This window comes from Curtobacterium sp. 1544 (genome assembly GCF_040544915.1).
GTDB classification, from domain to species: domain Bacteria; phylum Actinomycetota; class Actinomycetes; order Actinomycetales; family Microbacteriaceae; genus Curtobacterium; species Curtobacterium pusillum_C.
In genome coordinates this window covers 79738-101381 of record NZ_JBEPKX010000006.1, presented here as the reverse complement: position 1 = coordinate 101381, position 21644 = coordinate 79738, and the positions used below count along the sequence as shown (strand labels likewise).

Here is a 21644-nt window from a genome sequence, read left to right as displayed (position 1 = left end):
CACAGCCGCTGATCGAGACCGAGTCATCCACTCGCTTCCGCGCCTGTTCCCAGCCGGAACAGGAGGCTGCCATCGTGCAGTCATGGGACGTCTCGAGGTGTTCGGCGTCGCCGCCGGCGATCCAGATCCACGCGCGCAGCGTCGCTTGATCGACGCAGCTCGACGCGGTGAACTGTTGCGACTGACGCCGGGTCGGTACGTCGTGCGCGCAGTCTTCGCGACCGCGACGGAACACGAGCGGCACCGCGCCAGGATCGATGCGGTGATGCCCTGGACCAGCGGTGACCTCATCGTCTCGCACCACTCTGCCGTCGTGCTCCACGACCTGCCCTGGCTGGGGGAGACACCGGAACTCGTCGCCGTCCTCGACCCCAAGCGACGCAACGGACAGCGCCGTGCCCACCTGCAGAAGGTCGGCGCGGCGGAGCGCATCGTCGAGCCGGTACACATCGGCGGCTACGCCGTGACGCCCTTGACCGTCACAGCGGTCGACGTCGCACTCCGGGAACCGTTCCGTACTGCGATCGTCGTGTTGGACGCCGTCCTCGCACGAGGCGTGTCGAAGGACGAGCTCCTGGCCGAGCTCGCACGCCGCACGCCGCGGCCTCGCGCATCCAGCCGGGCACGGCGTGCGATCGAGTTCGCCGACGGACTCGCGGGTTCGCCGGGGGAGTCCGTCGCTCGCCTTCGATGGGCTGAGGAGGGTTTCCCGCCGCCTGCCCTGCAGCGCGAGTTCCGCGACGCCGAAGGACTCATCGGGCGGGTCGACTTCTGGTTCCCAGAGGCCGGAGTGGTGGTCGAGTTCGACGGCCTCGTGAAGTACCGCGACCGAGAGATGCGTGGTGGACGGACTCCGGAGCGCGTGGTCATGGACGAGAAGCTCCGGGAAGACCGACTCCGTGCGGTCCCCGAGATCCGAACGGTCGTCCGGGTCACCTGGCGCGACGTCGAACCGGGCGGCAGCGCGCCGGCTCGCCTCGAACGCGCCGGCATCGCTCGCCTGTCGTGACGCACAACACCGGTGCTCGTACGCCGAACCCCGTCATGCGGGGGTTCCTTGTACGAACACCGGTGTTTTGCGAACCCGCGCCGCGGCGCGCCGCGGCGCGCCGGGGCGCGGGCGGCGCCGCCCGCGCCCTACGCGAGCTCGAGCAGCACGTGGCCGGACGAGATCGTCTGGCCGACGGGGGCGTTCAGCCCGGTGACGACGCCGTCGCGCGGGGCAGCGACGGGCTGCTCCATCTTCATGGCCTCGAGCACGACGAGCAGGTCGCCCTTCACCACGGTGTCACCCTCGGCGACCGCGAGCTTCACCACGGTGGCCTGCATCGGGGACGTCACGGAGCCCGAGGACGCCAGCCCTCCGCGGACGCCGGAGGAACGACGCTTCGGGGGAGCGGACGGCCCGGCCGGACGACGACCGGCAGCACCGGCGCCACCGCCGACGATCGAGGGCATGGTGACCTCGATGCGCTTGCCCTGCACCTCGACCACGACGCTCTCGCGGGCGGCCGGCGCCGGGAGCTCCTCGGGGGAGCCGCTCCACGCGGGGATGTCGTTCTGGAAATCCGTCTCGATCCACTGCGTGTACACGGAGAACGGCGTCGAGTCGTCCGTCGCGAACGCCGGGTCGGACACGACGGCGCGGTGGAACGGCAGCACGGTCGGCAGACCGGTCACCTCGAACTCCGCAAGCGCTCGTCTGGAGCGCGAAAGGGCCTCTTCACGCGTCGCACCGGTCACGATGAGCTTCGCGAGCATCGAGTCGAACGAGCCGGACACCACGTCACCGGACACGACGCCCGAGTCCACGCGGACACCGGGGCCGGACGGCGCGTTGAACGCGTGCACGGGGCCGGGTGCCGGGAAGAAGTTGCGGCCCGGGTCCTCGCCGTTGATGCGGAACTCGAACGAGTGGCCCTTCGGCGACGGGTCGGAGTAGTCGAGCACGCCGCCCTCGGCGATGCGGAACTGCTCGCGGACGAGGTCGATGCCCGTCACCTCTTCGGAGACGCAGTGTTCGACCTGCAGGCGGGTGTTGACCTCGAGGAAGGAGACCGTGCCGTCGGCACCGATGAGGAACTCGCAGGTGCCGGCGCCGACGTAGCCGACCTCGCGGAGGATCGCCTTCGACGACTCGTACAGCCGCTCCGTCTGCGCATCGGTCAGGTACGGCGCGGGCGCCTCTTCCACGAGCTTCTGGTGGCGACGCTGCAGCGAGCAGTCGCGCGTGGAGACGACGACGACGTTGCCGTGCTCGTCGGCGAGGCACTGCGTCTCGACGTGGCGCGGCTTGTCGAGGTACTTCTCGACGAAGCACTCGCCGCGACCGAACGCCGCGATGGCCTCACGCGTGGCGGACTCGAACAGCTCCTCCACCGAGGAGCGGTCCCGCACGACCTTCAGCCCGCGGCCACCGCCGCCGAACGCCGCCTTGATGGCGACGGGCAGCCCGACCTGGTCGACGAAGTCGAAGACCTCGGACACGTCCTGCACCGGCTCGATCGTCCCCGGGGCGAGCGGTGCGCCGACCTTCTCGGCCACGTGCCGCGCGGACACCTTGTCGCCGAGCTGCTCGATCGACTCCGGCGACGGCCCGATCCAGGTCAGCCCGGCGTCGATGACGGCGCGGGCGAAGTCGGCGTTCTCGGCGAGGAACCCGTAGCCCGGGTGCACGGCGTCCGCGCCGGAGCGGCGGGCGACCGAGATGATCTTGTCGATGACGAGGTAGGTGTCGGCGCTCGTGGTGCCGTTCAGCGCGTAGGCCTCGTCTGCGAGGCGGGCGTGGAGGGCGTCACGGTCCTGGTCGGCGTAGACCGCGACCGATGCCTTGCCTGCGTCGCGGGCCGCGCGGATGATGCGGACGGCGATCTCGCCGCGGTTCGCGATGAGGACCTTGCTGATACGGGGCATGGTAAGCCAGCGTATTCGTGCGACGGGGGCACGAATTGACTGGCACCCACAAAGAACCTCGCTGAAGCAGTGTGGATTCCTACAGAGCCCAGAGATCGTGCCAGGCAACGCCGAAGCCCCGCAGGAGCATCGATCGCAGCACCGGCAGCGACAGCCCGACCACGGCGGAGGGTGCGCCGTCGATCCGGGTGATGTACGCGGCCGCCCGCCCGTCGATCGTGAACGCACCGGCGACCTCGAGCGGCTCGCCCGTCGCGACGTACGCGTCGATCTCCTCGGGGGACATGTCGTCCGCGAAGGTGAGCACCGCGCTGTCGACCGCCACGACACGGTCGCCGGAGGCGACGAGCCCCGACCCACCGGGCGCGACGTCGGCGAACGACGCGGCCAGGCCCAGCGGCCCACCGCCCGACGCGTCCACGGTGCGGACGGGAGGCACGGTGCCGGCCCGCCCCGCGCCTCCAGGCTGCGAACCGGGCGCGTCGACGGCCCGCCGCCGGTCGATGACGCAGTGCCCGCTCCACAGCGTGCCGCCCCCGGCGGCGAGCATCTGCCGCCACCGCTCGCGCGCGACGGCCGGGTCGTGCGGCTTGCCGTACAGCACGCCCTCGACCTCGAACGCGGAGTCGCCGCCGAACACGAAGCCGTCGACGGGAGAGCCGGCCACCGGGGCGTCCGCGACGGCCGACGCCTTGGCGACGGCGAGCAGCGCGACGAGCTCCGGACCGGTGAGTTCCCGACCGAGCGACGCGGCGGCCGAGGCGACCGCGGCGTCCTCGTCGACCCCTGGCGCGACGAGCACCGGCTCGATCCCGGTCTGGGCGAGCAGGGCGCGACGGGCGGGGGAGGTACTCGCGAGGTACAGACGCATGGGAACATCGAACCATGGGTGAATCCGTCGGAACGCTGCTCGACCTCGACGTCACCGGGATCGCCCACGGCGGCATCTCGGTGGCACGGCACGAGGGGCGGGTGGTGTTCGTGTCGGACGCGATCCCGGGCGAACGCGTCGTCGCCCGGGTCACCGAGGACCGGAAGAAGTCGTTCTGGCGCGCCGACACCGTGTCGGTCGAGACCCCGAGCGAGCACCGCGTCGACCACGTCTGGCCCGAGGCCGCGCTCGACCGGGATCCGGCCGTCCGCGCCGGCGGTGCCGAGTTCGGGCACATCGCGCTGGCGCACCAGCGCACGCTGAAGCACGACGTCCTCGTCGACTCGTTCGCACGCTTCGCCCACACGGACCTCGCCGAGGTGCTCGGCCACGACGTCGTCGTCGAGGCCGCACCCGGCGACGACGAGTCGAACGGCACCGGCTGGCGCACCCGCGTCCGCCTGCACGTCGACGCGGACGGCACCGCCGGCCCCTTCGCCGCCCGGTCGCACACCGTCGTGCCGGTCACGTCGCTCCCGCTCGCGAGCCGCGTCGTGCAGGAGAACGCACCGCTCGGCCGTGGCGCGATGCCCGGAGCCTCCGTTGTCGACGTCCTCGCGCCGAGCGGCTCCGAGGGTGCGCGACTCGTGATCGACGAGCAGAAGCCGACCGTCGTCACCGAGGTCGTCGGGGAGCGCTCGTTCGCCGTCGACGACAACGGGTTCTGGCAGGTGCACCGTGCGGCCCCGGCCGTGTTGACCGCCGCGGTTCAGGACCTCGTCGACCGGGACCGGCTCGACCCCGAGGGGCAGCACCTCGACCTGTACGGCGGTGTGGGGCTGCTCGGCGCCGCGCTCGGGGACCTCGTCGGACCGCGCGCCAAGCTCACCAGCGTGGAGAGCTCGGAGCGTGCCACCGAGCACGCGCAGGAGAACCTCGCCGAGTGGATCGGTGCCCGTGCCGAGACCGGCCGTGTCGACCGCTGGCTGCAGCGCACCGTGTCGAGCCTGTCGGCCGGCGAGCGGCAGCGTCACCGTGCGGGGACGATCGTGCTCGACCCGCCGCGCTCGGGCGCCGGGCGTGAGGTCGTCGTGCAGATCGCCGCACTCCAGCCCGCACAGGTCGTCTACGTGGCGTGCGACCCGGTCGCCTTGGCTCGCGACGTCGCGACGTTCGCGGACCTCGGGTACCGCCTGGAGGCACTGCGTGCCTTCGACCTCTTCCCGCACACGCACCACCTGGAGGCCGTGGCGCGCCTGGTGCCCGTCGGCTGACGTCGAGCGCGTGACCGCCGGGCGCGGCGCGCTGCCGTCGTGGGCGACGCGCCGCCTCTGGCCGATTTGCGCGGCGTGTGTCGGAGTGCAACACGCGTCGCCGTGTCACGCCCGCGTCGAGCCGTTGCCTGAGTCCGACCTGGGTATCCTGGATCGGTGATGGCTCCCCGGTTTCAGGGGCCGGGGGTGCGCATCGACGAGAGAGGCCACCGTGGCAACAGACACGACCACATCCGGAACGACCGAACTGGCGACCAAGCCCGTCCGTGTCGCCATCGTCGACGACCACGAGTCCGTGCGACTCGGGATCCAGGCAGCGTGCCAGAACGAGGGGTTCGAGGTGGTCCTCACCGCCGCGAGCGTTCCCGGGTACATCGAGCACCTCGACGGACGTGAGGTCGACGTCGTCGTCCTCGACCTGTCGCTCGGCGACGGCTCCACCGTGACCGCGAACGTGAAGGGTGTGCAGGGCACCGGTTCCGCGGTCCTCGTGCACTCGATCGCCGACCGGGTCGCGAACGTCCGGGAAGCACTGGCAGCAGGGGCCGCCGGCGTCATCCCGAAGTCCTCCGCGACGAAGACCGTGATGGCCGCCGTCGCGACCGTCGCCCGCGGGGACGTCCTCAACAACCTCGAGTGGGCGAGCGCGATCGACGCCGACCGGGACTTCGCGAAGGCGCAGCTCGGCCGTCGCGAGCGCGAGATCCTGCACCTCTACGCCTCGGGTCTGCCGCTCAAGCTGGCGGCCCAACAGCTCGGCATCGGGTACTCGACGGCGCGTGAGTACCTCGACCGCATCCGCGTGAAGTACGTCGAGGTCGGTCGTCCCGCGCCGACGAAGGTCGACCTGCTCCGCCGTGCGGTCGAGGACGGCATCCTGCCGGGCCTCGACTCCGGCATCGACCCCGACGGCGACGGCCGCTGAGACGGATGGCTGCGGCTGACGCGGTGCCGGCGGGCGGCTCGGCACGGGCTGCCGGTCCGGCGCGGACCGCCGGCGTGCTGCCCGCGGCCGGCACGGTCCCGCCCGGCGGGCCGGGTCCGTTCGGCGCCGATCCCGCACGGAGCGTCCGTGCGTCCATCACCCAGGCGTCGGTCGAGCGCGCCTTCGCGATCCTCATCGCCGTGGCCGCGCTCGGTTTCGGCGCCACCACGGTGCCGGCCGTGCTCGACCAGCTGCCCTACCTGGACCCGGTCTGGGGGCCGGTCGTGGCCTGCGGGCTCGCGGCGTCGTTCCTGTTCGTCGGAGCGTCCGTCTTCGCCCGGCGGCTCGCCCAGGTCGCGCAGATCGTCTGCGCGCTGCTGTTCCTCGTCGCACTCGTGACCTGGCCGCTGACCGTCCGCGAACCCATCCCGGCGGACCAGGTGCCGTGGCCGTGGTGGCTCTGCACGGTCGGGTCGACCGCTGCCGCGATGGGCTTCGCGCCGTGGCGCGCGACGGTCTACACCGCGCTCGTACCCGCCGTGTACGTCGTCATCCGGCTCACCCCGGTCGGCGGCGACGCGGGCGTGCGGGCGCTCCTCGACGGCGTCTACACGGCGATCCTCAGCGGGGCCGTCCTCGTCATCGCCGTCGTGCTCCGGCGGGCGGCCACCGCGGTCGATGCCGCACAGGCCACGGCGGTCCGGCGCTACTCGCACGCGATCCGGGAGCACGCCACCGAGGTCGAGCGGGTGCAGGTCGACGCGATCGTGCACGACAGCGTCCTCACGACGCTGCTGTCGGCGGCGCGGGCCGAGACCGCCGACGCGGAGATGCTCGCGGCGCGGATGGCACGGAACGCGATCGACCACCTCGAGGCCGCCGCTTCGGACGGCCCCGGCGACGCACCGCCGGTGTCGCTCGTCGACCTGCGCGCCCGGATCACCGATGCCGTCGGTGCGCTGGCCGCTCCGGTCTGCGTCCAGCCGGGCCAGCTCGGCAGCAAGCGGATCCCCGCGACCGTCGCCGACGCCCTGGCCTCCGCGGCCCTGCAGGCGGCGGTGAACAGCGTGCAGCACGCCGGCGGTGCGGCGGTCGACCGGTGGATCCGGGTCGAGCAGCGTGGCGCCGGCGTGCACGTCGAGGTCGGTGACGACGGCGCCGGGTTCGACATCGAGGCGATCCCCGCGGAACGGCTCGGCGTCCGTCGGTCCATCGTCGAACGGGTCGTGGCCGTCGGCGGTTCGGCCGAGATCCTCACCGCCCCCGGCTCGGGTACCCGAGTGCTGCTCGGTTGGGCGCCACACCAGGAGGCCCAGCGATGAAGGTGTCGATCCCCGCCGGCGTCGCCATCGGCCTCGCCGCACTGTTCTCCGTCTACCACCTGCTGCTCGCTGCGACGACGCTGCCCCGCGTGCTCGACGTCGGACCGGTCATCGCGTGCATGGTCCTCTACGCGGCCGCGACGGGCCTCGCGGTGTTCCTGCCGGGGCGGACCCTGCCGGTCTGGGCGACGTGCTTCTCGCTCGGGACGGCCATCGTGATGCCGATCGTCGCCTCGCCGGTGGTCGAGCTGCGGTCCGGCCCGAACTACACCACCTGGTGGATCGCCGCCGTGGGCACCCTCATGGTCGTGCTGGTGGTGCGTGGCCGTGGTCCCTTCGCCTGGATCGGTGTGGGCTTCCTGGCCGTGCACACGGTCGCGTGGGCGGGCCTCGGGGCGCTCGGCTCCCTCGGCGTGCTCGGCAGCGTCTCGTGGGTCGCGATCGCCACCGGGTTCGCCGCGGCCATGAACCGGGCCACCCGCGTCACCCGTGACTTCGTCCGCGCCGAGCAGGAGACCGTCGACTGGCAGGCGGCGCAGGACGCCCACGTCTTCGAGCGGCAGTTCCGCCTGAGCCAGACCACGCGGATGGCGCTGCCGATGCTGCAGCGGATCATCGACACCGGGGGAGACCTCGACGCCGCCGAGCGTGCCGAGTGCCTGCACCTCGAGCAGGCGATCCGCGACGAGATCCGCGGCCGCTCCCTGCTCTCCGACGACGTCCGCGACGAGGTGATGCGCCTGCGTCGACGGGGTGCGACCGTGCAGCTGCACGACGACGGCGGCCTCGACGACCTCGAGATCGAGGATCTCCGACGGGTGCACGCCCGGATCGCCGAGGCGCTGCGCCAGGCCCGCGAGGCCGACAACGTCATCGTCCGCACCGTCTCCGAGGGCTCCGACTCCGCGGTGACGATCGTCGGGCTGCGGCTGGACCTGGCGGCGAGCGAGTCCGCGGCGCTCGGCGCGGGCATGGACGACGAGGACGGCGACGAGGACGACTCCGTGGTCCTGTGGCTGGAGATCCCGCGGCACGTGGCTGCGTAGCGGCCGCGTCCGTCACGGCGGCGCGTGGCAGCGGACTGGAGGCGCGGGGCGGGCCCGCACCGTGCCTCCCGTCCGCCTGATGCACACGTGCGACCAGGGACGGTGCACTCGACGTCCCCGGAAACGGGGAACGGGCCGGTCGGAATCCGACCGGCCCGTTCACGACCCGAGTCTGAGCGACAACCCGAATATCGCCCTGACTCGTAGCTGGTGGTGGCTTCGTACCCTAGTCGGCCACCGCCTGCGATGTTCTTCGTTGAAGGACACCGAACACGAACTACTATGCCCTCCGCCAAGCCCCGTGTCAGTCGTCATTATGGGGGACAAATCCTGCGTTTTCCGACGCCGTGGACCCTCCGTGTCCCCCGAGTGAGGGGAGACCGACCGGGAAGTGCACGGTGCAACGTGCGGCCCCGTCCGGACCCCAGGGGTACATGGTCGCCCGTTCCTCCGGCGCCCCGCAAGGCCCCGACGGATCAGCGGAGCGAGCGGGGCCAGACGCCGACGCCGTGCTCGAGCGGACGACGGAGCCCCCGCGCGGAGGCCTCCCAGCCGGAGCGCGGCGACACGGTGACCTCGGGGCGGCCGTTCGCTGCTGCCTCGTCCGCCTGTCGCTGCAGGACGGCGATGACGGCGGCGAGTTCCTCCGGGGAGGGCTCGCCGGACACCACACGGACGTCGGCCGCGGCCGAGATGGCCGCGTCGACGGGCACGGGTGGGACGACTGCTGCGTGGCGGCCCATCAGAGCGGGATGTTCCCGTGCTTCTTGGGCGGCAGCGTGGCGCGCTTGCCCCGGAGTGCCCGGAGTGCCTTGATGACCGAGACGCGGGTGGCGTGCGGCTGGATGATGCCGTCGAGCTCACCGCGCTCGGCCGCCAGGTACGGCGACGCCACGTTGTAGGTGTACTCGTTCGCGAGCTTCGCGCGGACGGCCGCGACGTCCTCGCCGGACTCCTCGGCGCGCTTGATCTCGGCGCGGTACAGGATGTTGACGGCGCCCTGGCCGCCCATGACGGCGATCTCGGCGGTCGGCCACGCGAGGTTGATGTCGGCGCCGAGCTGCTTCGAACCCATGACGATGTACGCGCCGCCGTACGCCTTGCGCGTGATGACGGTGACGAGCGGGACGGTGGCCTCGGCGTAGGCGTACAGGAGCTTCGCGCCGCGGCGGATGACACCGGTCCACTCCTGGTCGGTGCCGGGCAGGTAGCCGGGCACGTCGACCAGGGTCAGGATCGGGATGCCGAACGCGTCGCAGAACCGCACGAAGCGGGCGGCCTTCTCGCCGGCGTCGATGTTCAGCGTCCCCGCCATGGCCTGCGGCTGGTTCGCGATGATGCCGACCGTGCGACCCTCGACCCGGCCGAAGCCGATCAGGATGTTCGGCGCGAACAGCGGCTGGACCTCGAGGAACTCGCCGTCGTCGACGATGTGCTCGATGATCGTCGTCACGTCGTACGGCTGGTTCGTCGAGTCCGGGATGACGACGTCGAGCTCGTGGTCGGCGTCGGTGGTCTCGAGCTCGGGCGCGACGTCGTACGCCGGGGCGTCGGAGAGGTTGTTGTCCGGCAGGAAGCCGATGAGCGACCGGGCGTAGTCGAGCGCGTCGGACTCGTCCTCGGCGAGGTAGTGCGCGACGCCGGAGACCGCGTTGTGCGTCTGGGCGCCACCGAGCTCCTCGAAGCCGACGTCCTCGCCGGTGACGGTCTTGATGACGTCGGGGCCGGTGACGAACATGTGGCTGGTCTTGTCGACCATGATCACGAAGTCGGTCAGCGCGGGGGAGTAGACCGCCCCGCCGGCCGCCGGGCCCATGACGATCGAGATCTGCGGGATGACGCCGGACGCCTGGGTGTTCAGGCGGAAGATCTCGCCGTACTTGCCGAGGGCGACGACGCCCTCCTGGATCCGGGCGCCGCCGGAGTCGAGGATGCCGATGATCGGCACGCCGGTCTTGAGGGCGTGCTCCATCACCTTGATGATCTTCTCGCCCGCGACCTCGCCGAGGGAGCCGCCGAAGACGGTGAAGTCCTGCGCGTACACGGCGACGTTGCGGCCGTGGATGGTGCCGAAGCCGGTGACGACCGCGTCGCCGTACGGTCGCTTCGACTCCATGCCGAAGGCGTGGGTGCGGTGTCGGACGAACTCGTCGAGCTCCACGAAGGAGTTCTCGTCGAGCAGCTGCTCGATGCGTTCACGCGCCGTGGTCTTGCCCTTGGCGTGCTGCTTGGCGATCGCGGCCTCGCCCGCGGCGGTCACTGCTTCGTGGTACCGCTCGCGGAGGTCGGCGAGCCGGCCGGCCGTCGTCGAGAGATCGGGGGTGTCTCCTGAAGTCACCCGCTCACCCTACCGGCGGCGACCACGGGGTCGGTTGGAGGACCCCCACGGTTCCTGCCCGTAGATTTGCGTGCATGTCCACACCCGCGTCCCCGTCGTCGTCCCTGCCGTTCACGAGCAGTCGCGCAGCCGTGGATGCCGTGGGCGCCGTGTTCACGGCACCGGAGACGACCGGGTCGACGAACGCCGACCTGCTCGCCGCCGCGGCCGACCAGCCGCACGGCAGTGTCCTCGCGACCCTGCACCAGACCGCGGGACGCGGCCGCCTCGACCGCACGTGGTCGGCGCCGGCGGGCGAGACCCTGGCCGTCAGCGTGCTCGTCCGCGCCGACCTCGTCGAGCGCGACCGCGGCTGGCTGCCGCTCGTCGCGGGCACCGCGATGCGGGACGCGATCGGACGGGTGCTCGCGTTCCGTGGCCCGTCCGTCTGCGGCGACGGACCGGCAGCCGACGAGCGCGCGCTGTTGGTGAAGTGGCCGAACGACGTCCAGATCGGTGGACGGAAGGTCTGCGGCATCCTCTGCCAGGTCGCCTCCGACGGCAGCGTCGTCGTCGGCGCGGGCGTGAACCTCACGATCCCCGCGGACCGGCTCCCGACACCGACGTCCACGTCGCTGGCGGTCGCCGGCGCGAACGGCGACGCCGCCGACCTGGCCGACGAGGTGCTGGTCGCCTTCCACGGAGCCGTCCTGGAGGCAGTGGCCGCCCTGGTCGCGGGCGGTGACGCCGCCGAGACGGTCCGGTCCCGCGTCCGGTCGGCCTGCGGCACGATCGGCCAGCACGTCCGCCTCGAGCTCCCGGACGGCACGGCCGAGGAGGCCGAGGCGACCGGCATCGACGACGACGGCCGCATCACGATCCGGGATCGACAGGGCTTCACCAGGGGCGTCGCAGTGGGGGACGTCACCCACCTGCGGTATGCATGACGGCATGACCGACGAGCCGCCGCCCGAACGCGTTGTCGCGCGCCTGCGGCCGCACGCGCGCCGGCTCGTGCGCCCGGCGGTGTTCGTCGTGCTCGTGACGCTCGCGGGCGGGTTCGGGTTCGGCGTGTTCCAGGCGCAGCTCGCGTGGCTGAACGCCGTGGTCGCCGCGCTCGTGGTCGTCCTGGTGTTCCTCGGCGGTGCGATGCCGCTGTTCCGGTGGATGTCCGAGCGCTACGTCGTCACCACCCGGCGGCTCGTCGTCGTGCACGGCCTCGGGACGCGGACGCGCCGGGAGCTCCTGCACTCGCGCGGCTACGACGTGACCGTCCGACGGCGCGGGCTCCAAGGGGTGTTCCGGTCGGGCGACGTGATCGTCTTCCCCGGGGACGAGCCCGCCGTGGTGCTCGGGGACGTGCCGCACGCCGACCTGGTCGTCGCCGTCCTCCACGACATGGTGGAGGCGTACGAGGCGCGGCGACGGCACCGCGAACCCGACTGGGACGAGATCGTCGGGGGCGGTCCCGAGCGGCCGCAGTGGGGTGACGTCCGGCCCTGACCGACACGGTGCCATCGCACTCGGTGGAAGTTCGACGAGAACCCGGTAGTTTCTTCGGGTGCGTATCTCTGTCATCGGCTGCGGTTACCTCGGTGCCGTGCACGCCGCCTCCATGGCCAAGCTCGGACACGACGTCGTCGCGGTCGACGTCGACCCGGTCAAGATCGAGCGGCTCGCCGCGGGCGAGGCACCGTTCTTCGAACCCGGGCTCCCCGAGATCCTGACCGAGGCAGTCGAGTCCGGCCGCATCCGCTTCACGACCGACATGGCCGAGGTCGCCGGCGCCCGCGTGCACTTCCTCGCCGTCGGCACCCCGCAGGGCCCGACCGGCGCCGCGGACCTCACCTACGTCGACGCCGCCGTCGCCGCGCTGACGCCGCACCTCGGTGCGGGCGAGTTCGTCGTCGGCAAGTCCACCGTCCCGGTCGGCACCGCTGCTCGTCTCGCGGCCGAGGTCGAAGCAGCCGTCCCCGGCGCCTCGCTCGTCTGGAACCCGGAGTTCCTGCGCGAGGGCTTCGCCGTGCAGGACACCATCTCCCCGGACCGCCTCGTCTACGGCGTCCCCGCTGGCGAGACCGGTGAGCGCGCGGTCGCCCTCCTCGACGAGGTCTACGCGACGACCCTCGCCGAGGGCACCCCGCGCCTCGTCGTCGACCTGCCCACCGCCGAGCTCGTCAAGGTCAGCGCGAACGCGTTCCTCGCGACGAAGATCTCCTTCATCAACGCGATGGCCGAGATCGCCGAGGTCGTCGGCGCCGACGTGACAGCGCTCGCCGACGCCATCGGCCACGACGCCCGGATCGGGCGCAAGTTCCTCAACGCCGGCCTCGGCTTCGGCGGCGGCTGCCTGCCGAAGGACATCCGGGCGTTCCAGGCGCGCGCGAACGAGCTCGGCGTGCCCGACTCGCTCGCGTTCCTCGCCGACGTCGACGCCATCAACCTGCGTCGGCGTGACCACGTGGTGGAGCTGGCGCAGGAGGTCCTCGGCGGTGCCGTCACGGGCAAGCGGATCGCGGTGCTCGGTCTCGCGTTCAAGCCGAACTCCGACGACGTCCGCGACTCCCCGGCCCTCGACATCGCGGCACGGCTGCTCGGCCACGGTGCCGCGGTCGCCGCGTACGACCCCGAGGCCGTGGTCACCGCCCGTCGCCTGCACCCGGAGCTCGAGTACGTCGAGAGCGCCACGGACGCGCTCCGCGACGCCGACCTCGTGCTGGTCCTCACCGAGTGGAACGAGTTCCGCGAGCTGGACCCCACGGTCTCCGCCTCGCTCGTGTCGAACCCGGTCGTCATCGACGGCCGCAACTGCCTCGACCGCGACGCCTGGACGGCCGCGGGCTTCACCTACCGGGGGATGGGCCGCTAGCGACCCGGTTGCTCCACCCGCTCGTCGGCGTCGGCGTCGTGCTCCTGCACGGTGTCGGCGCCGATCTGCGTCCGACGGGGCACCTGGACCAGGGCGACGAGGAGCCCGACGGCGGTCGCGACGACGAGGACGGTGACCGACCACACCGGGCCCGGACCGAACGTGGCGAAGCGGGTGAGTCCCTCGGCCGTCACCGGGCCGCGGGCGGCGTTCCAGAACCACGACGCCACGACGGCGAGGCCGTACCACCCGATGACGACGGAGCCGACCGCGAGCACCGTGGCGAGCACCCGTCGACCGCCGGCGGTGCGCGGGATCCGACGCCACGCGACCGCGCTGATCGCGATGAGGCAGACGATCGCGGGGAAGTAGTAGCGGCCCTGGGTGGCCGACACGAACGTCGTCGTCAGGTAGGCGTTCGCGCTCGTCCAGGTCTGCCCGGCGACGAGCAGGGCGGGGAACACCGCCAGGCACACCACTGCGCGTCGTTCCGGACCGCGTCGGAAGCCCCACACCAGGACCACGCCGAGCGCCACGATCGTGAGGACGGCCGTGAGCACCGCACCGATCGTCACCTGGGCGCTCCCGCCCGGGCTGCCCCAGAACGTCCGCGTGATCGTGCCCCAGCTGACGTCGAGGAACCGCAGCAGGCTCGGGCCCTCGCCCGGCGGGAACGGCATCGGCGGGTGGTACTGCTCGTAGCCGTTCGGCTGCAGCTGGTGGTACGTGACGAGGTTGTGCAGCCACCACCAGGCACCGACGAGCGCGGCGATCCCGAGCGTCACCACCGTCCGGCCCACGCGACGGAGGAACGGCACCGCTCCCGATCCGGCGACGAGCACCACGACGGCGACGAAGGGGATCGCCGGCAGGCCGGTGCCCTTCATCCAGATCAGGGCGCCGAGTGCGACGCCGAGGCCGAGGAGGGTGCGTCGCCGCAGGTCGCCGGTGAGCATCCGCGTCGCCAGCCAGGTGACGACGGCCCCGAACAGCATCACGGGGGCGTCGTTCGAGACCGACGACGCGATGGACGCGAGCTGCGGTGTCGCGAACAGCGCCATGGCGCCGACGAGCGCCGCGCGCGGTGAACGCGTCAGCCGGCGGACGGTCGCCCACGCCAAAAGGGGCAGCGCCGTCGCCCAGAGGACGTCGACCAGCCGCAGGACCTCGACCGCACGGTCCCAACGCAGGTCGCCGTAGTGCGCCAGCCGCAGGGCGGCGGCCCCGACGAGGTACGCCGTCGGCGGGTGCTGCGTCATCTGGTCGACGGTCTCCGACGTCCCCGGTGCCTTGTCGAGCAGTTCCGAGACGGTGGACCGCGAGGCCGCGGGCTGCGTGGCCTCCTGCTGCTGGGCGACCATCACGGCGTTCAGGATCCGCAGGTCGCCGGGCGGCGCCCAGGCGTTGCCGAGGGCCACCTGCACGGTCGCGTCGACGTGGGCACGCTCGTCCGGAGCCTGGAACACGGGGACGACGAGCGCCCACACGACGAGCCAGAGGGCGAAGGCGGCGGTGACGATCGCGATCGTCACCCGCTCCCACACTGCGACCCGGGGATGGACGTCGACGGGCTCGGTGTGCATGCGTGGTGCTCCTGGGTCGGGGGACGCGACCCGACGATCCTACGGGGCGGTGACCCGTTCGCCGTCGGCGCTCGTCGCGCCGGAGTCCGCTGTGCCGGCGCCGGAGTCCGCTGCGTCGGCGCGCGTCGGGTCCGACGGCCGACGGCCGCCCCGCTCGGGGTGGTAGACCCACACCTTGTACAGCCAGAACCGGAAGGCCGTCCCGAGCACCAGGCCGATCACGTTGCCCGAGATGTTGTCCGCCAGCGCCGACGTGAGTCCGAGCACGTAGTGCGAGATGCCGAGGCAGCCGAGCGAGATGACCATGCCGCCCAGGGACACGATCACGAACTCGACGCCCTCGCGGGTCGCGACGCTCCGGCGCTGGTCGCGGAACGTCCAGTAGCGGTTGCCCATCCAGTTGACGAAGATCGCGACGACGGTCGACGCCACCTTCGCCCAGAACGGTCCGGAGTGGACCTCGTCCGGGCTCAGCACCGTCGCGCGCAGGATGTTGAAGATCGTCGTGTCCACGACGAAGCCGACGGCGCCGACGACACCGAAGCGAGCCAGCTGGGCAATCAGTCGCCGCACGGTGTCTCCATGGTCCGTAGAGTTGTCGCTGGTCGTGCTCCGTTCGCCGACCGGCGGTCGCACACTGGCGACCCGAACAGCGATTGTAGACAGCGCGTTCTCACCGGGCGGTGTGAACGACGGAAGGAACACACAGCATGGCGTTGCGCGTCGGGGTCATCGGTGGAGGACAGCTGGCACGGATGATGGTGCCCGCAGCGGTCGAGCTCGGACTCGACATCCGGGTGCTCGCCGAGGGGCCGGGCATGTCGGCGGCGATCGCGGCCACCGCGGAGGGCGACTACCACGACGTCGACACCGTGCTCGCGTTCGCGCGGGACGTCGACGTCGTCACCTTCGACCACGAGCACGTCCCGCAGGACGTCCTCCGCGCCCTCGTCGACGCCGGTGTCGCCGTGCGTCCCGGCCCGGACGCACTCGCCGTCGCGCAGGACAAGATCACGATGCGCACGCGCCTGTCGGAGCTCGGGCTGCCGGTGCCGGACTGGGCCGCGGTGCAGGACCCCGACGAGCTGCAGGCGTTCCTCGACGACCACGGCGGCCGAGCCGTCGTGAAGACCGCGCGCGGCGGGTACGACGGCAAGGGGGTCCGCGTGGTGTCCGACCCCGCCGACGTCTCCGACTGGTTCATCGCGGTCGCCGAGGCCGGCGGTGGGCAGGCACTGCTCGTCGAGGAACTCGTGCCCTTCACCCGGGAGCTCGCCCAGTCCGTCGCCCGTCGCCCCTCCGGCGAGGTCGTCGCCTGGCCGCTCGTCGAGACCGTGCAGCGCGACGGCGTCTGCGCCGAGGTGTTCGCCCCGGCGCCGGACAGCGCCGGACGGATCGCCGACGTGGCCGAGGACATCGCGGTGCGCATCGCGACCGAACTCGGTGTCACGGGGGTGCTCGCGGTCGAGCTGTTCCAGACCGACGACGAGCGGATCCTCATCAACGAGCTCGCCATGCGCCCGCACAACACCGGCCACTGGACGATCGACGGTGCCACGACGAGCCAGTTCGAGCAGCACCTCCGCGCCGTCCTCGACCTGCCGCTCGGCGCGACCGGAGCGCACGCGCCCGTCGCCGTGATGATCAACGTCCTCGGCGGCCCGGCGGACGGCGACCTCGCGGCGCGGTACCCGGGCGCGCTCGAGGCCTTCCCCGAGGCGAAGTACCACTTCTACGGCAAGGCCCCGCGACCCGGCCGGAAGATCGGGCACGTGACCGTGATCGGCGAGGACGTCGACGACGTCACGTACCGTGCACGCTCCGCCGCGGCGCACTTCGACGACTGACGCCGCCCGGCGTCGGTCCGCCGAAGCGCGGACACCTGATCGGGTGGCACCCGATCTGGCGTGTGGACGCCGTCGTGACCGGCGTGCTCCCATGGACGGGTCAGAGGTCGACCAGTCCCGGGAGTTCGTCATGCGCCGCACCACCCTGCTCGGCACGACCGGGGCGCTCAGCGCACTCCTCGCGCTCACCGCAGCGGCGCTGACGCCCACCACCGCGTCCGCGGCGGTCAGCGCCGCGACGATCCGGTCCGCGTCGGCCGCCACGCTCTACGGCGCCGGCCCGTACCGCTCGGACACCAGCGAAGCCGCGAGGCAGGCCACCGCGCTCGCCACGAGCGACCCGGCCGGAGCCGCCGCGGCGCGCACCATCGCCCAGTACCCGGTGGCCACCTGGCTCGGCGACTGGACCCAGGGCGCCACGCTCACGAAGACGATCGACGCCGCCGTCGCCGGTGCCGAACGCACCGGGACGACCCCGGTCTTCGTGACCTACGCGATCCCGCAGCGAGACTGCGGCGGGTACTCCGCCGGCGGGTTCGACGAGGCCACCTACGACGCCTGGGTCGACCAGATCGCGGCGCGGCTGACCGGACACCGGGCCGCCGTCGTCGTCGAACCGGACTCCCTCGCGATGCTCAGCAACGCCGCGTGCAGCGCGACGCTCGACCAGCAGCGGTACCGGATCCTCTCGCGCGAGGTCGACGCCTTCACGGCCGCCGGGGTCCCCGCCTACCTCGACGCCGGCAACTCGAACTGGGTGCCGCCCGCGGTCATGGCCGCGCGGCTCGACAGTGCCGGCGTGCGCCGGGCACGGGGCTTCTTCACGAACGTCGCGAACTACTACCCGACGGCACAGGAGCAGGCGTACGCCGAGAAGGTCTCCGCTGCGACCGGGGGTTCGCACTACGTCATCGACACCTCGCGGAACGGCCGCGGGTGGCGCGGGACCTGGTGCAACGGTCCGGGCTCCGGCCTCGGGACCTCGCCGCGCGTCGTCGCGGACGGCACCGGGCTCGACGCGCTGCTGTGGGTGAAGACGCCCGGCGCGAGCGACGGGACCTGCAACGGCGGGCCGGCCGCGGGGAAGTGGTGGTCCACGTTCGCGCAGGCGCTCGTCGCGAACGCGCAGCTCGGCACCCAGGCGACGGCACCGGCGGCGACTCCGGCCGTCCCGGCGCCGGCGGTCGCCCCGACCGCGCACCGCGACCGCATCGCCTCGGGAGCGTCCCGTCGCGTCACCGTCTCGGGCTGGGCGTTCGACCGCGACGACCTCGGCAAGGCGGTGACGATGCGCGTCGTCGTCGCCGGCAAGGTGGTGGGCACGACGGCGGCGAGTACGTCGCGACCGGACGTCGACCGTGTGTACGGGGTCGGCCCGTCGCACGGGTTCACCGTGACGGTCGCCGTCCCGAGCGGCCGCCGGAGCGTGTGCCTGACCGCCGTCGGGATCGGGCGCGGGGGAGACACGTCGATCGGCTGCGCGACCGTCATCGTGCGCTGACCGACCGGCGGCGCCAGTCGTCCCGAGTGGGCCGTTTTCGTCCCGTTCGGCGCGCGCGACCGGCCGCTTCCGCCCGCTCGGCGGGCGGCGCGTGGCGTGTCCTGCCCGTCCGGCGGGTGGGGCCGGGGCGGGTCTGACTGGAGGCGCGTGGCGGCCCCGCACCGTGCCTCCAGTCCGATCCCACTCACCCGAGTGGGCCGTTCTCGTCTCGTTCGGCGCGCGCGACCGGCCGCTTCTGCCCGCTCGGCGGGCGGCGCGCGGCGTGTTCCGCCCGCTCGGCGGGCGGCGTGCGTGCCGCGCACCCCGGTACGGAAGAATGGCCACATGCCGCGTGATCTCGCCCGCCGCGCCGTCAGGCGTCTCCGCCGTGTCCTCGGCGGCACCCCGCCGACGCCGCCCGCGGTCCCGGCTGCGCCGGTCCCCGTGGTCGGCTACGTCGTCGCCGGGGGCGGCGGCGCCCATCCGGCGTCCGCGCACGTCCGGGTCGTCCGGCGGACCGAACACCTCGCCGGCAGCGGGCGGGCCTCGGTCCGGCAGGTCGACCCGGTGACGTTCGTCGACGGGAGCGACGCGACGGACTACCGAGCCGTACTGGTGCAGCGGGACGCCCTGCCCGTCGCGCTGGTCGCTCCGTTCCTGGCCGCCGCTGAGGCCCGCGGGATCCGCGTGGTGGCCGAGGTCGACGACGACTTCTTCACCGAGTCCGGGCGGGCACGCCTCGCGCGCGCCGAGTACGACCCGAGCCGGCTCGCGTCCATCGATGCACTCGTCCGGGGCGCGGACGTCGTCGTCGTCAGCACGGCAGAGCTCGCCTCGGTGGTCCGGCCGCTCGCGCGCCGGGTCGAAGTGGTCCCGAACGCGCTGGACCCCGGCATCTGGACGCCGGGCGACCCCGTCGTCGACGACGACCTGCGCACCGACGAACACCGCGTCCTCTACATGGGCACGATGACCCACACGGCTGACCTCGCGCTGCTCCGCGACGTGTTCACCGACCTGGTCGCGTCGGACGGCCGTCCGGTCCGGCTCGAGGTGATCGGCGTCACCGACGACGCACCTGCCGACTGGTACCGACGGGTGGAGGTGCCGGACGGGCACTACCCGGCGTTCGCGCGCTGGCTCGTCGACCACCGCACCCGGTGGCGTGCGGGGGTGGCACCGCTGCGGGACGAGGAGTTCAACCGGGCGAAGAGCGACCTCAAGGCCATCGAGTACACCGCGCTCGGCCTGCCCGCCGTGGTCTCGGACCGACCGTCCTACCGGATCGCACGGGACCACGGGATCGCGGCCGTGCCGGACGACGTCACCGCGTGGCGGACCGCGGTGCGCGCCGCCGTGGATGCCGGTGTCGCCGACGACGCCACCGTGCGCTGGGTCCGCGCCGACCGGACGATCGGCAGCGACGGGGACACCTGGCGGGCCGTGCTGCTCGACTAGGCTCGTGCCGTGACCGACTCCGCCGCGCCCGTCCAGCCGCTCGTCTCGATCATCATGGGGTCCGACTCCGACTGGCCCACCATGCGTGCCGCCGCGGAGACCCTCGACGAACTCGGGATCCCCTACGAGGCCGACGTCGTCTCGGCGCACCGGACGCCCGACAAGATGGTCCGTTTCGCCCGCGCCGCTGCCGGACGGGGGATCCGCGTGGTGATCGCGGGGGCCGGGGGAGCGGCACACCTGCCGGGCATGGTCGCCTCGATGACGACGCTCCCGGTGATCGGTGTGCCGGTGCAGCTCGCGCGCCTGGACGGCCTCGACTCGCTGCTGTCGATCGTGCAGATGCCGGCGGGCATCCCGGTCGCGACGGTGGCGATCAACGGAGCGGCGAACGCCGGGCTGCTCGCGGCGCGGATCATCGGCTCGGCGGACGCCACCGTGGCGGAGCGGCTCGCGGCCCACGCCGCCGCGCTCGAGCAGGTCGTCGAGGAGAAGGCGGCGCGCCTGCGCGACGCGCTCTGACGGCCGTCCGCGCGGTCGCGCGGGGTCAGAGGTCGGCGTGCAGCTGCCAGGTCTCGTTGGCCGAGTCGGTCCAGTCGAACATCCGCGCGCGGTCCGGTCCGGCGACGGCGAGCTGCCCCGCGAGCAGCGGGTCGTTGACCACCTGGTAGACGGCCTGCGCCAGACGCTCCGGGTAGGAGTCCCGCGGCTCGCGCGCCACCGTGACCCCGGCGTCGGACGCGACCTCGCGCACGGCGGCGTCGTCGGAGTGGATCACCGGCGTGCCGAAGCTCATCGCCTCGATCACCGGGAGCCCGAAACCCTCGGCGAAGCTCGGGAAGACGAACACCGTCGCCCGGTCGTACGCCACGGCGAGGTCGGCGTCGTCGACCCGCCCGAGGATCTTGACGCGGTCGCGGGACAGCCCCGCGCGTTCGGCGGTGTCGTACACGTCGACGTCGCCCCAGCCGTCGGGTCCGGCGATCACGAGCGGGACGTCAGCGGGCGCGTCCGGGTGCGCCATCGCCTCGATGAGCGCCCCGAGGCCCTTGCGCGGCTCGAGGGTCCCCACTGCGAGGACGTACCGGTCCGGCAGCCCGAGGCGGTCAGCACGCAGGTCGGCGTCCACCGGGGTGCGGAGCCGGCCGCTCGGCGCACCGCCGATGACCCGGAGCCGGTCGTCGAAGCGGTGGATCTCGTTGAGGGCCCCGGCGACCGCGTGGGTCGGGACGACGACGGCGTCCGCGTGCTTCCAGGCGCGCTTGACCATCGCACGGTGGAACTGCACTCCGCGGGGGGTCAGGGTCTCCGGGTTCGTCCACGGCACCACGTCGTGCACCGTGACGACCGTCTGCCGCCCCGGTTCGCTGAACCGGTTGTGCTTTACGAGGGGTGCGAGCACGCTCGGGGCGTGCACCATGCCGTGCGAGAGACCTCCGACGAAGCCGCCCTGCCACGCGAGCGACAGCTCCCGCCGCGGCAGTGCCGTCTTCTCGAGATCGGCGAGGCCGGGGAGGAGGGTGCGGACGTGGTCGAGCTCGTCCTTGCCGACCGCGGAGACGACGCCGACGACGTCGCAACCGGCCGGCGCGGTCTCGACGAGGTGCCTGGCGAGTTCCTCCGCGTAGCGGCCGATGCCACCCGGGACGGGGGCGACCACCTGGTCCACGATCACGCGGAGCGTCGTCATTGCGAGGCGGTCCTTCCGTCGGTCGCGGACGGTGGGGCGGTCCGCGGAG

At 72.7% G+C, this 21644-nt stretch carries 19 protein-coding genes; 12 read left to right on the top strand and 7 right to left on the bottom strand.

Going from position 1 to position 21644, the window contains the following annotated elements:
• Positions 1-82: 82 nt before the first annotated feature.
• Positions 83-1009, top strand: a complete 927-nt coding sequence (locus ABIC61_RS05715) for a hypothetical protein (RefSeq protein ID WP_354029134.1) — start codon at positions 83-85, stop codon at positions 1007-1009.
• A gap of 128 nt (positions 1010-1137) precedes the next feature.
• On the opposite strand, the gene ABIC61_RS05710 is transcribed toward ABIC61_RS05715, so the two are convergent.
• Both ABIC61_RS05710 and ABIC61_RS05705 read right to left on the bottom strand, forming a co-directional pair.
• Positions 1138-2913, bottom strand: coding sequence for an acetyl/propionyl/methylcrotonyl-CoA carboxylase subunit alpha (locus tag ABIC61_RS05710; RefSeq protein WP_354029133.1), 1776 nt, complete (start codon positions 2911-2913; stop codon positions 1138-1140).
• Positions 2914-2992: 79 nt separating this feature from the next.
• Complete coding sequence (locus ABIC61_RS05705; RefSeq protein ID WP_354029132.1) at positions 2993-3784, bottom strand: Maf family protein; 792 nt, start codon at positions 3782-3784, stop codon at positions 2993-2995.
• Positions 3785-3798: 14 nt separating this feature from the next.
• On the opposite strand from ABIC61_RS05705, the gene ABIC61_RS05700 reads away from it, so the two are divergent.
• The 4 genes from ABIC61_RS05700 (at position 3799) to ABIC61_RS05685 (ending at position 8351) form a co-directional block, all read left to right on the top strand.
• On the top strand, positions 3799-5058 hold the full coding sequence (locus ABIC61_RS05700) for a class I SAM-dependent RNA methyltransferase (protein ID WP_354029131.1): 1260 nt from the start codon (positions 3799-3801) through the stop codon (positions 5056-5058).
• A gap of 211 nt (positions 5059-5269) precedes the next feature.
• Positions 5270-5983 (top strand): response regulator transcription factor, encoded by a 714-nt coding sequence (locus ABIC61_RS05695; protein WP_354029130.1) that lies wholly within the window; start codon positions 5270-5272, stop codon positions 5981-5983.
• A 5-nt stretch (positions 5984-5988) separates the two neighbouring features.
• Positions 5989-7305: a sensor histidine kinase gene (locus tag ABIC61_RS05690; RefSeq protein WP_354029129.1), complete on the top strand. Its 1317-nt coding sequence runs from the start codon at positions 5989-5991 to the stop codon at positions 7303-7305.
• A complete protein-coding gene (locus ABIC61_RS05685; RefSeq protein ID WP_144752375.1) occupies positions 7302-8351 on the top strand; it encodes a DUF8320 family protein in 1050 nt (349 codons plus the stop codon). Before ABIC61_RS05690 ends, ABIC61_RS05685 begins: the two co-directional genes overlap by 4 nt.
• A 476-nt stretch (positions 8352-8827) precedes the next feature.
• Here the strand turns inward: ABIC61_RS05685 and ABIC61_RS05680 are convergent, their stop codons facing one another.
• Both ABIC61_RS05680 and ABIC61_RS05675 read right to left on the bottom strand, forming a co-directional pair.
• Positions 8828-9094, bottom strand: a complete 267-nt coding sequence (locus tag ABIC61_RS05680) for an acyl-CoA carboxylase subunit epsilon (RefSeq protein WP_354029128.1) — start codon at positions 9092-9094, stop codon at positions 8828-8830.
• Positions 9094-10689 (bottom strand): acyl-CoA carboxylase subunit beta, encoded by a 1596-nt coding sequence (locus tag ABIC61_RS05675; RefSeq protein ID WP_079236473.1) that lies wholly within the window; start codon positions 10687-10689, stop codon positions 9094-9096. The genes ABIC61_RS05680 and ABIC61_RS05675 overlap by 1 nt, the downstream gene beginning before the upstream one ends.
• 74 nt (positions 10690-10763) lie before the next feature.
• Here ABIC61_RS05675 and ABIC61_RS05670 point away from each other — a divergent pair, with 74 nt between their 5' ends.
• Genes ABIC61_RS05670 through ABIC61_RS05660 form a run of 3 tightly spaced genes read left to right on the top strand, consistent with a single transcriptional unit; the run spans position 10764 to position 13537 of the window.
• A complete protein-coding gene (locus ABIC61_RS05670; RefSeq protein ID WP_354029127.1) occupies positions 10764-11615 on the top strand; it encodes a biotin--[acetyl-CoA-carboxylase] ligase in 852 nt (283 codons plus the stop codon).
• 4 nt (positions 11616-11619) lie between these two features.
• Positions 11620-12171, top strand: coding sequence for a PH domain-containing protein (locus ABIC61_RS05665; protein WP_186321957.1), 552 nt, complete (start codon positions 11620-11622; stop codon positions 12169-12171).
• 58 nt (positions 12172-12229) lie between these two features.
• Complete coding sequence (locus tag ABIC61_RS05660) at positions 12230-13537, top strand: UDP-glucose dehydrogenase family protein (protein WP_354029126.1); 1308 nt, start codon at positions 12230-12232, stop codon at positions 13535-13537.
• On the opposite strand, the gene ABIC61_RS05655 is transcribed toward ABIC61_RS05660, so the two are convergent.
• Positions 13534-15120, bottom strand: coding sequence for a DUF2142 domain-containing protein (locus ABIC61_RS05655; protein WP_354029125.1), 1587 nt, complete (start codon positions 15118-15120; stop codon positions 13534-13536). The two genes, ABIC61_RS05660 and ABIC61_RS05655, sit on opposite strands and share 4 nt — an antisense overlap.
• Before the next feature lie 39 nt (positions 15121-15159).
• On the bottom strand, positions 15160-15693 hold the full coding sequence (locus tag ABIC61_RS05650; protein WP_354029124.1) for a GtrA family protein: 534 nt from the start codon (positions 15691-15693) through the stop codon (positions 15160-15162).
• Positions 15694-15830: 137 nt separating this feature from the next.
• On the opposite strand from ABIC61_RS05650, the gene ABIC61_RS05645 reads away from it, so the two are divergent.
• From ABIC61_RS05645 to purE, 4 genes are all read left to right on the top strand, one after another.
• Positions 15831-16967: a 5-(carboxyamino)imidazole ribonucleotide synthase gene (locus ABIC61_RS05645; RefSeq protein WP_354029123.1), complete on the top strand. Its 1137-nt coding sequence runs from the start codon at positions 15831-15833 to the stop codon at positions 16965-16967.
• Between the two features lie 91 nt (positions 16968-17058).
• Positions 17059-18468, top strand: coding sequence for a glycoside hydrolase family 6 protein (locus tag ABIC61_RS05640; RefSeq protein WP_354029122.1), 1410 nt, complete (start codon positions 17059-17061; stop codon positions 18466-18468).
• Between the two features lie 324 nt (positions 18469-18792).
• Positions 18793-19905, top strand: a complete 1113-nt coding sequence (locus tag ABIC61_RS05635) for a glycosyltransferase (protein WP_354029121.1) — start codon at positions 18793-18795, stop codon at positions 19903-19905.
• A gap of 9 nt (positions 19906-19914) precedes the next feature.
• Complete coding sequence (gene purE / locus ABIC61_RS05630; protein WP_440130706.1) at positions 19915-20427, top strand: 5-(carboxyamino)imidazole ribonucleotide mutase; 513 nt, start codon at positions 19915-19917, stop codon at positions 20425-20427.
• A 25-nt stretch (positions 20428-20452) separates the two neighbouring features.
• Here the strand turns inward: purE and ABIC61_RS05625 are convergent, their stop codons facing one another.
• Positions 20453-21595, bottom strand: a complete 1143-nt coding sequence (locus ABIC61_RS05625) for a glycosyltransferase family 4 protein (RefSeq protein WP_354029120.1) — start codon at positions 21593-21595, stop codon at positions 20453-20455.
• Between the last annotated feature and the right edge of the window lie 49 nt (positions 21596-21644).

What these genes read in the sequence shown, in the direction of transcription:
- ABIC61_RS05715 (WP_354029134.1), top strand. Translation starts at nt 83, where the DNA reads ATGGGACGTCTCGAGGTGTTCGGCGTCGCCGCCGGCGATCCAGATCCA.
- ABIC61_RS05710 (WP_354029133.1), bottom strand. Translation starts at nt 2,913, where the DNA reads ATGCCCCGTATCAGCAAGGTCCTCATCGCGAACCGCGGCGAGATCGCC.
- ABIC61_RS05705 (WP_354029132.1), bottom strand. Translation starts at nt 3,784, where the DNA reads ATGCGTCTGTACCTCGCGAGTACCTCCCCCGCCCGTCGCGCCCTGCTC.
- ABIC61_RS05700 (WP_354029131.1), top strand. Translation starts at nt 3,799, where the DNA reads ATGGGTGAATCCGTCGGAACGCTGCTCGACCTCGACGTCACCGGGATC.
- ABIC61_RS05690 (WP_354029129.1), top strand. Translation starts at nt 5,989, where the DNA reads ATGGCTGCGGCTGACGCGGTGCCGGCGGGCGGCTCGGCACGGGCTGCC.
- ABIC61_RS05685 (WP_144752375.1), top strand. Translation starts at nt 7,302, where the DNA reads ATGAAGGTGTCGATCCCCGCCGGCGTCGCCATCGGCCTCGCCGCACTG.
- ABIC61_RS05680 (WP_354029128.1), bottom strand. Translation starts at nt 9,094, where the DNA reads ATGGGCCGCCACGCAGCAGTCGTCCCACCCGTGCCCGTCGACGCGGCC.
- ABIC61_RS05670 (WP_354029127.1), top strand. Translation starts at nt 10,764, where the DNA reads ATGTCCACACCCGCGTCCCCGTCGTCGTCCCTGCCGTTCACGAGCAGT.
- ABIC61_RS05665 (WP_186321957.1), top strand. Translation starts at nt 11,620, where the DNA reads ATGACCGACGAGCCGCCGCCCGAACGCGTTGTCGCGCGCCTGCGGCCG.
- ABIC61_RS05655 (WP_354029125.1), bottom strand. Translation starts at nt 15,120, where the DNA reads ATGCACACCGAGCCCGTCGACGTCCATCCCCGGGTCGCAGTGTGGGAG.
- ABIC61_RS05645 (WP_354029123.1), top strand. Translation starts at nt 15,831, where the DNA reads ATGGCGTTGCGCGTCGGGGTCATCGGTGGAGGACAGCTGGCACGGATG.
- ABIC61_RS05640 (WP_354029122.1), top strand. Translation starts at nt 17,059, where the DNA reads ATGGACGGGTCAGAGGTCGACCAGTCCCGGGAGTTCGTCATGCGCCGC.
- ABIC61_RS05635 (WP_354029121.1), top strand. Translation starts at nt 18,793, where the DNA reads ATGCCGCGTGATCTCGCCCGCCGCGCCGTCAGGCGTCTCCGCCGTGTC.
- ABIC61_RS05625 (WP_354029120.1), bottom strand. Translation starts at nt 21,595, where the DNA reads ATGACGACGCTCCGCGTGATCGTGGACCAGGTGGTCGCCCCCGTCCCG.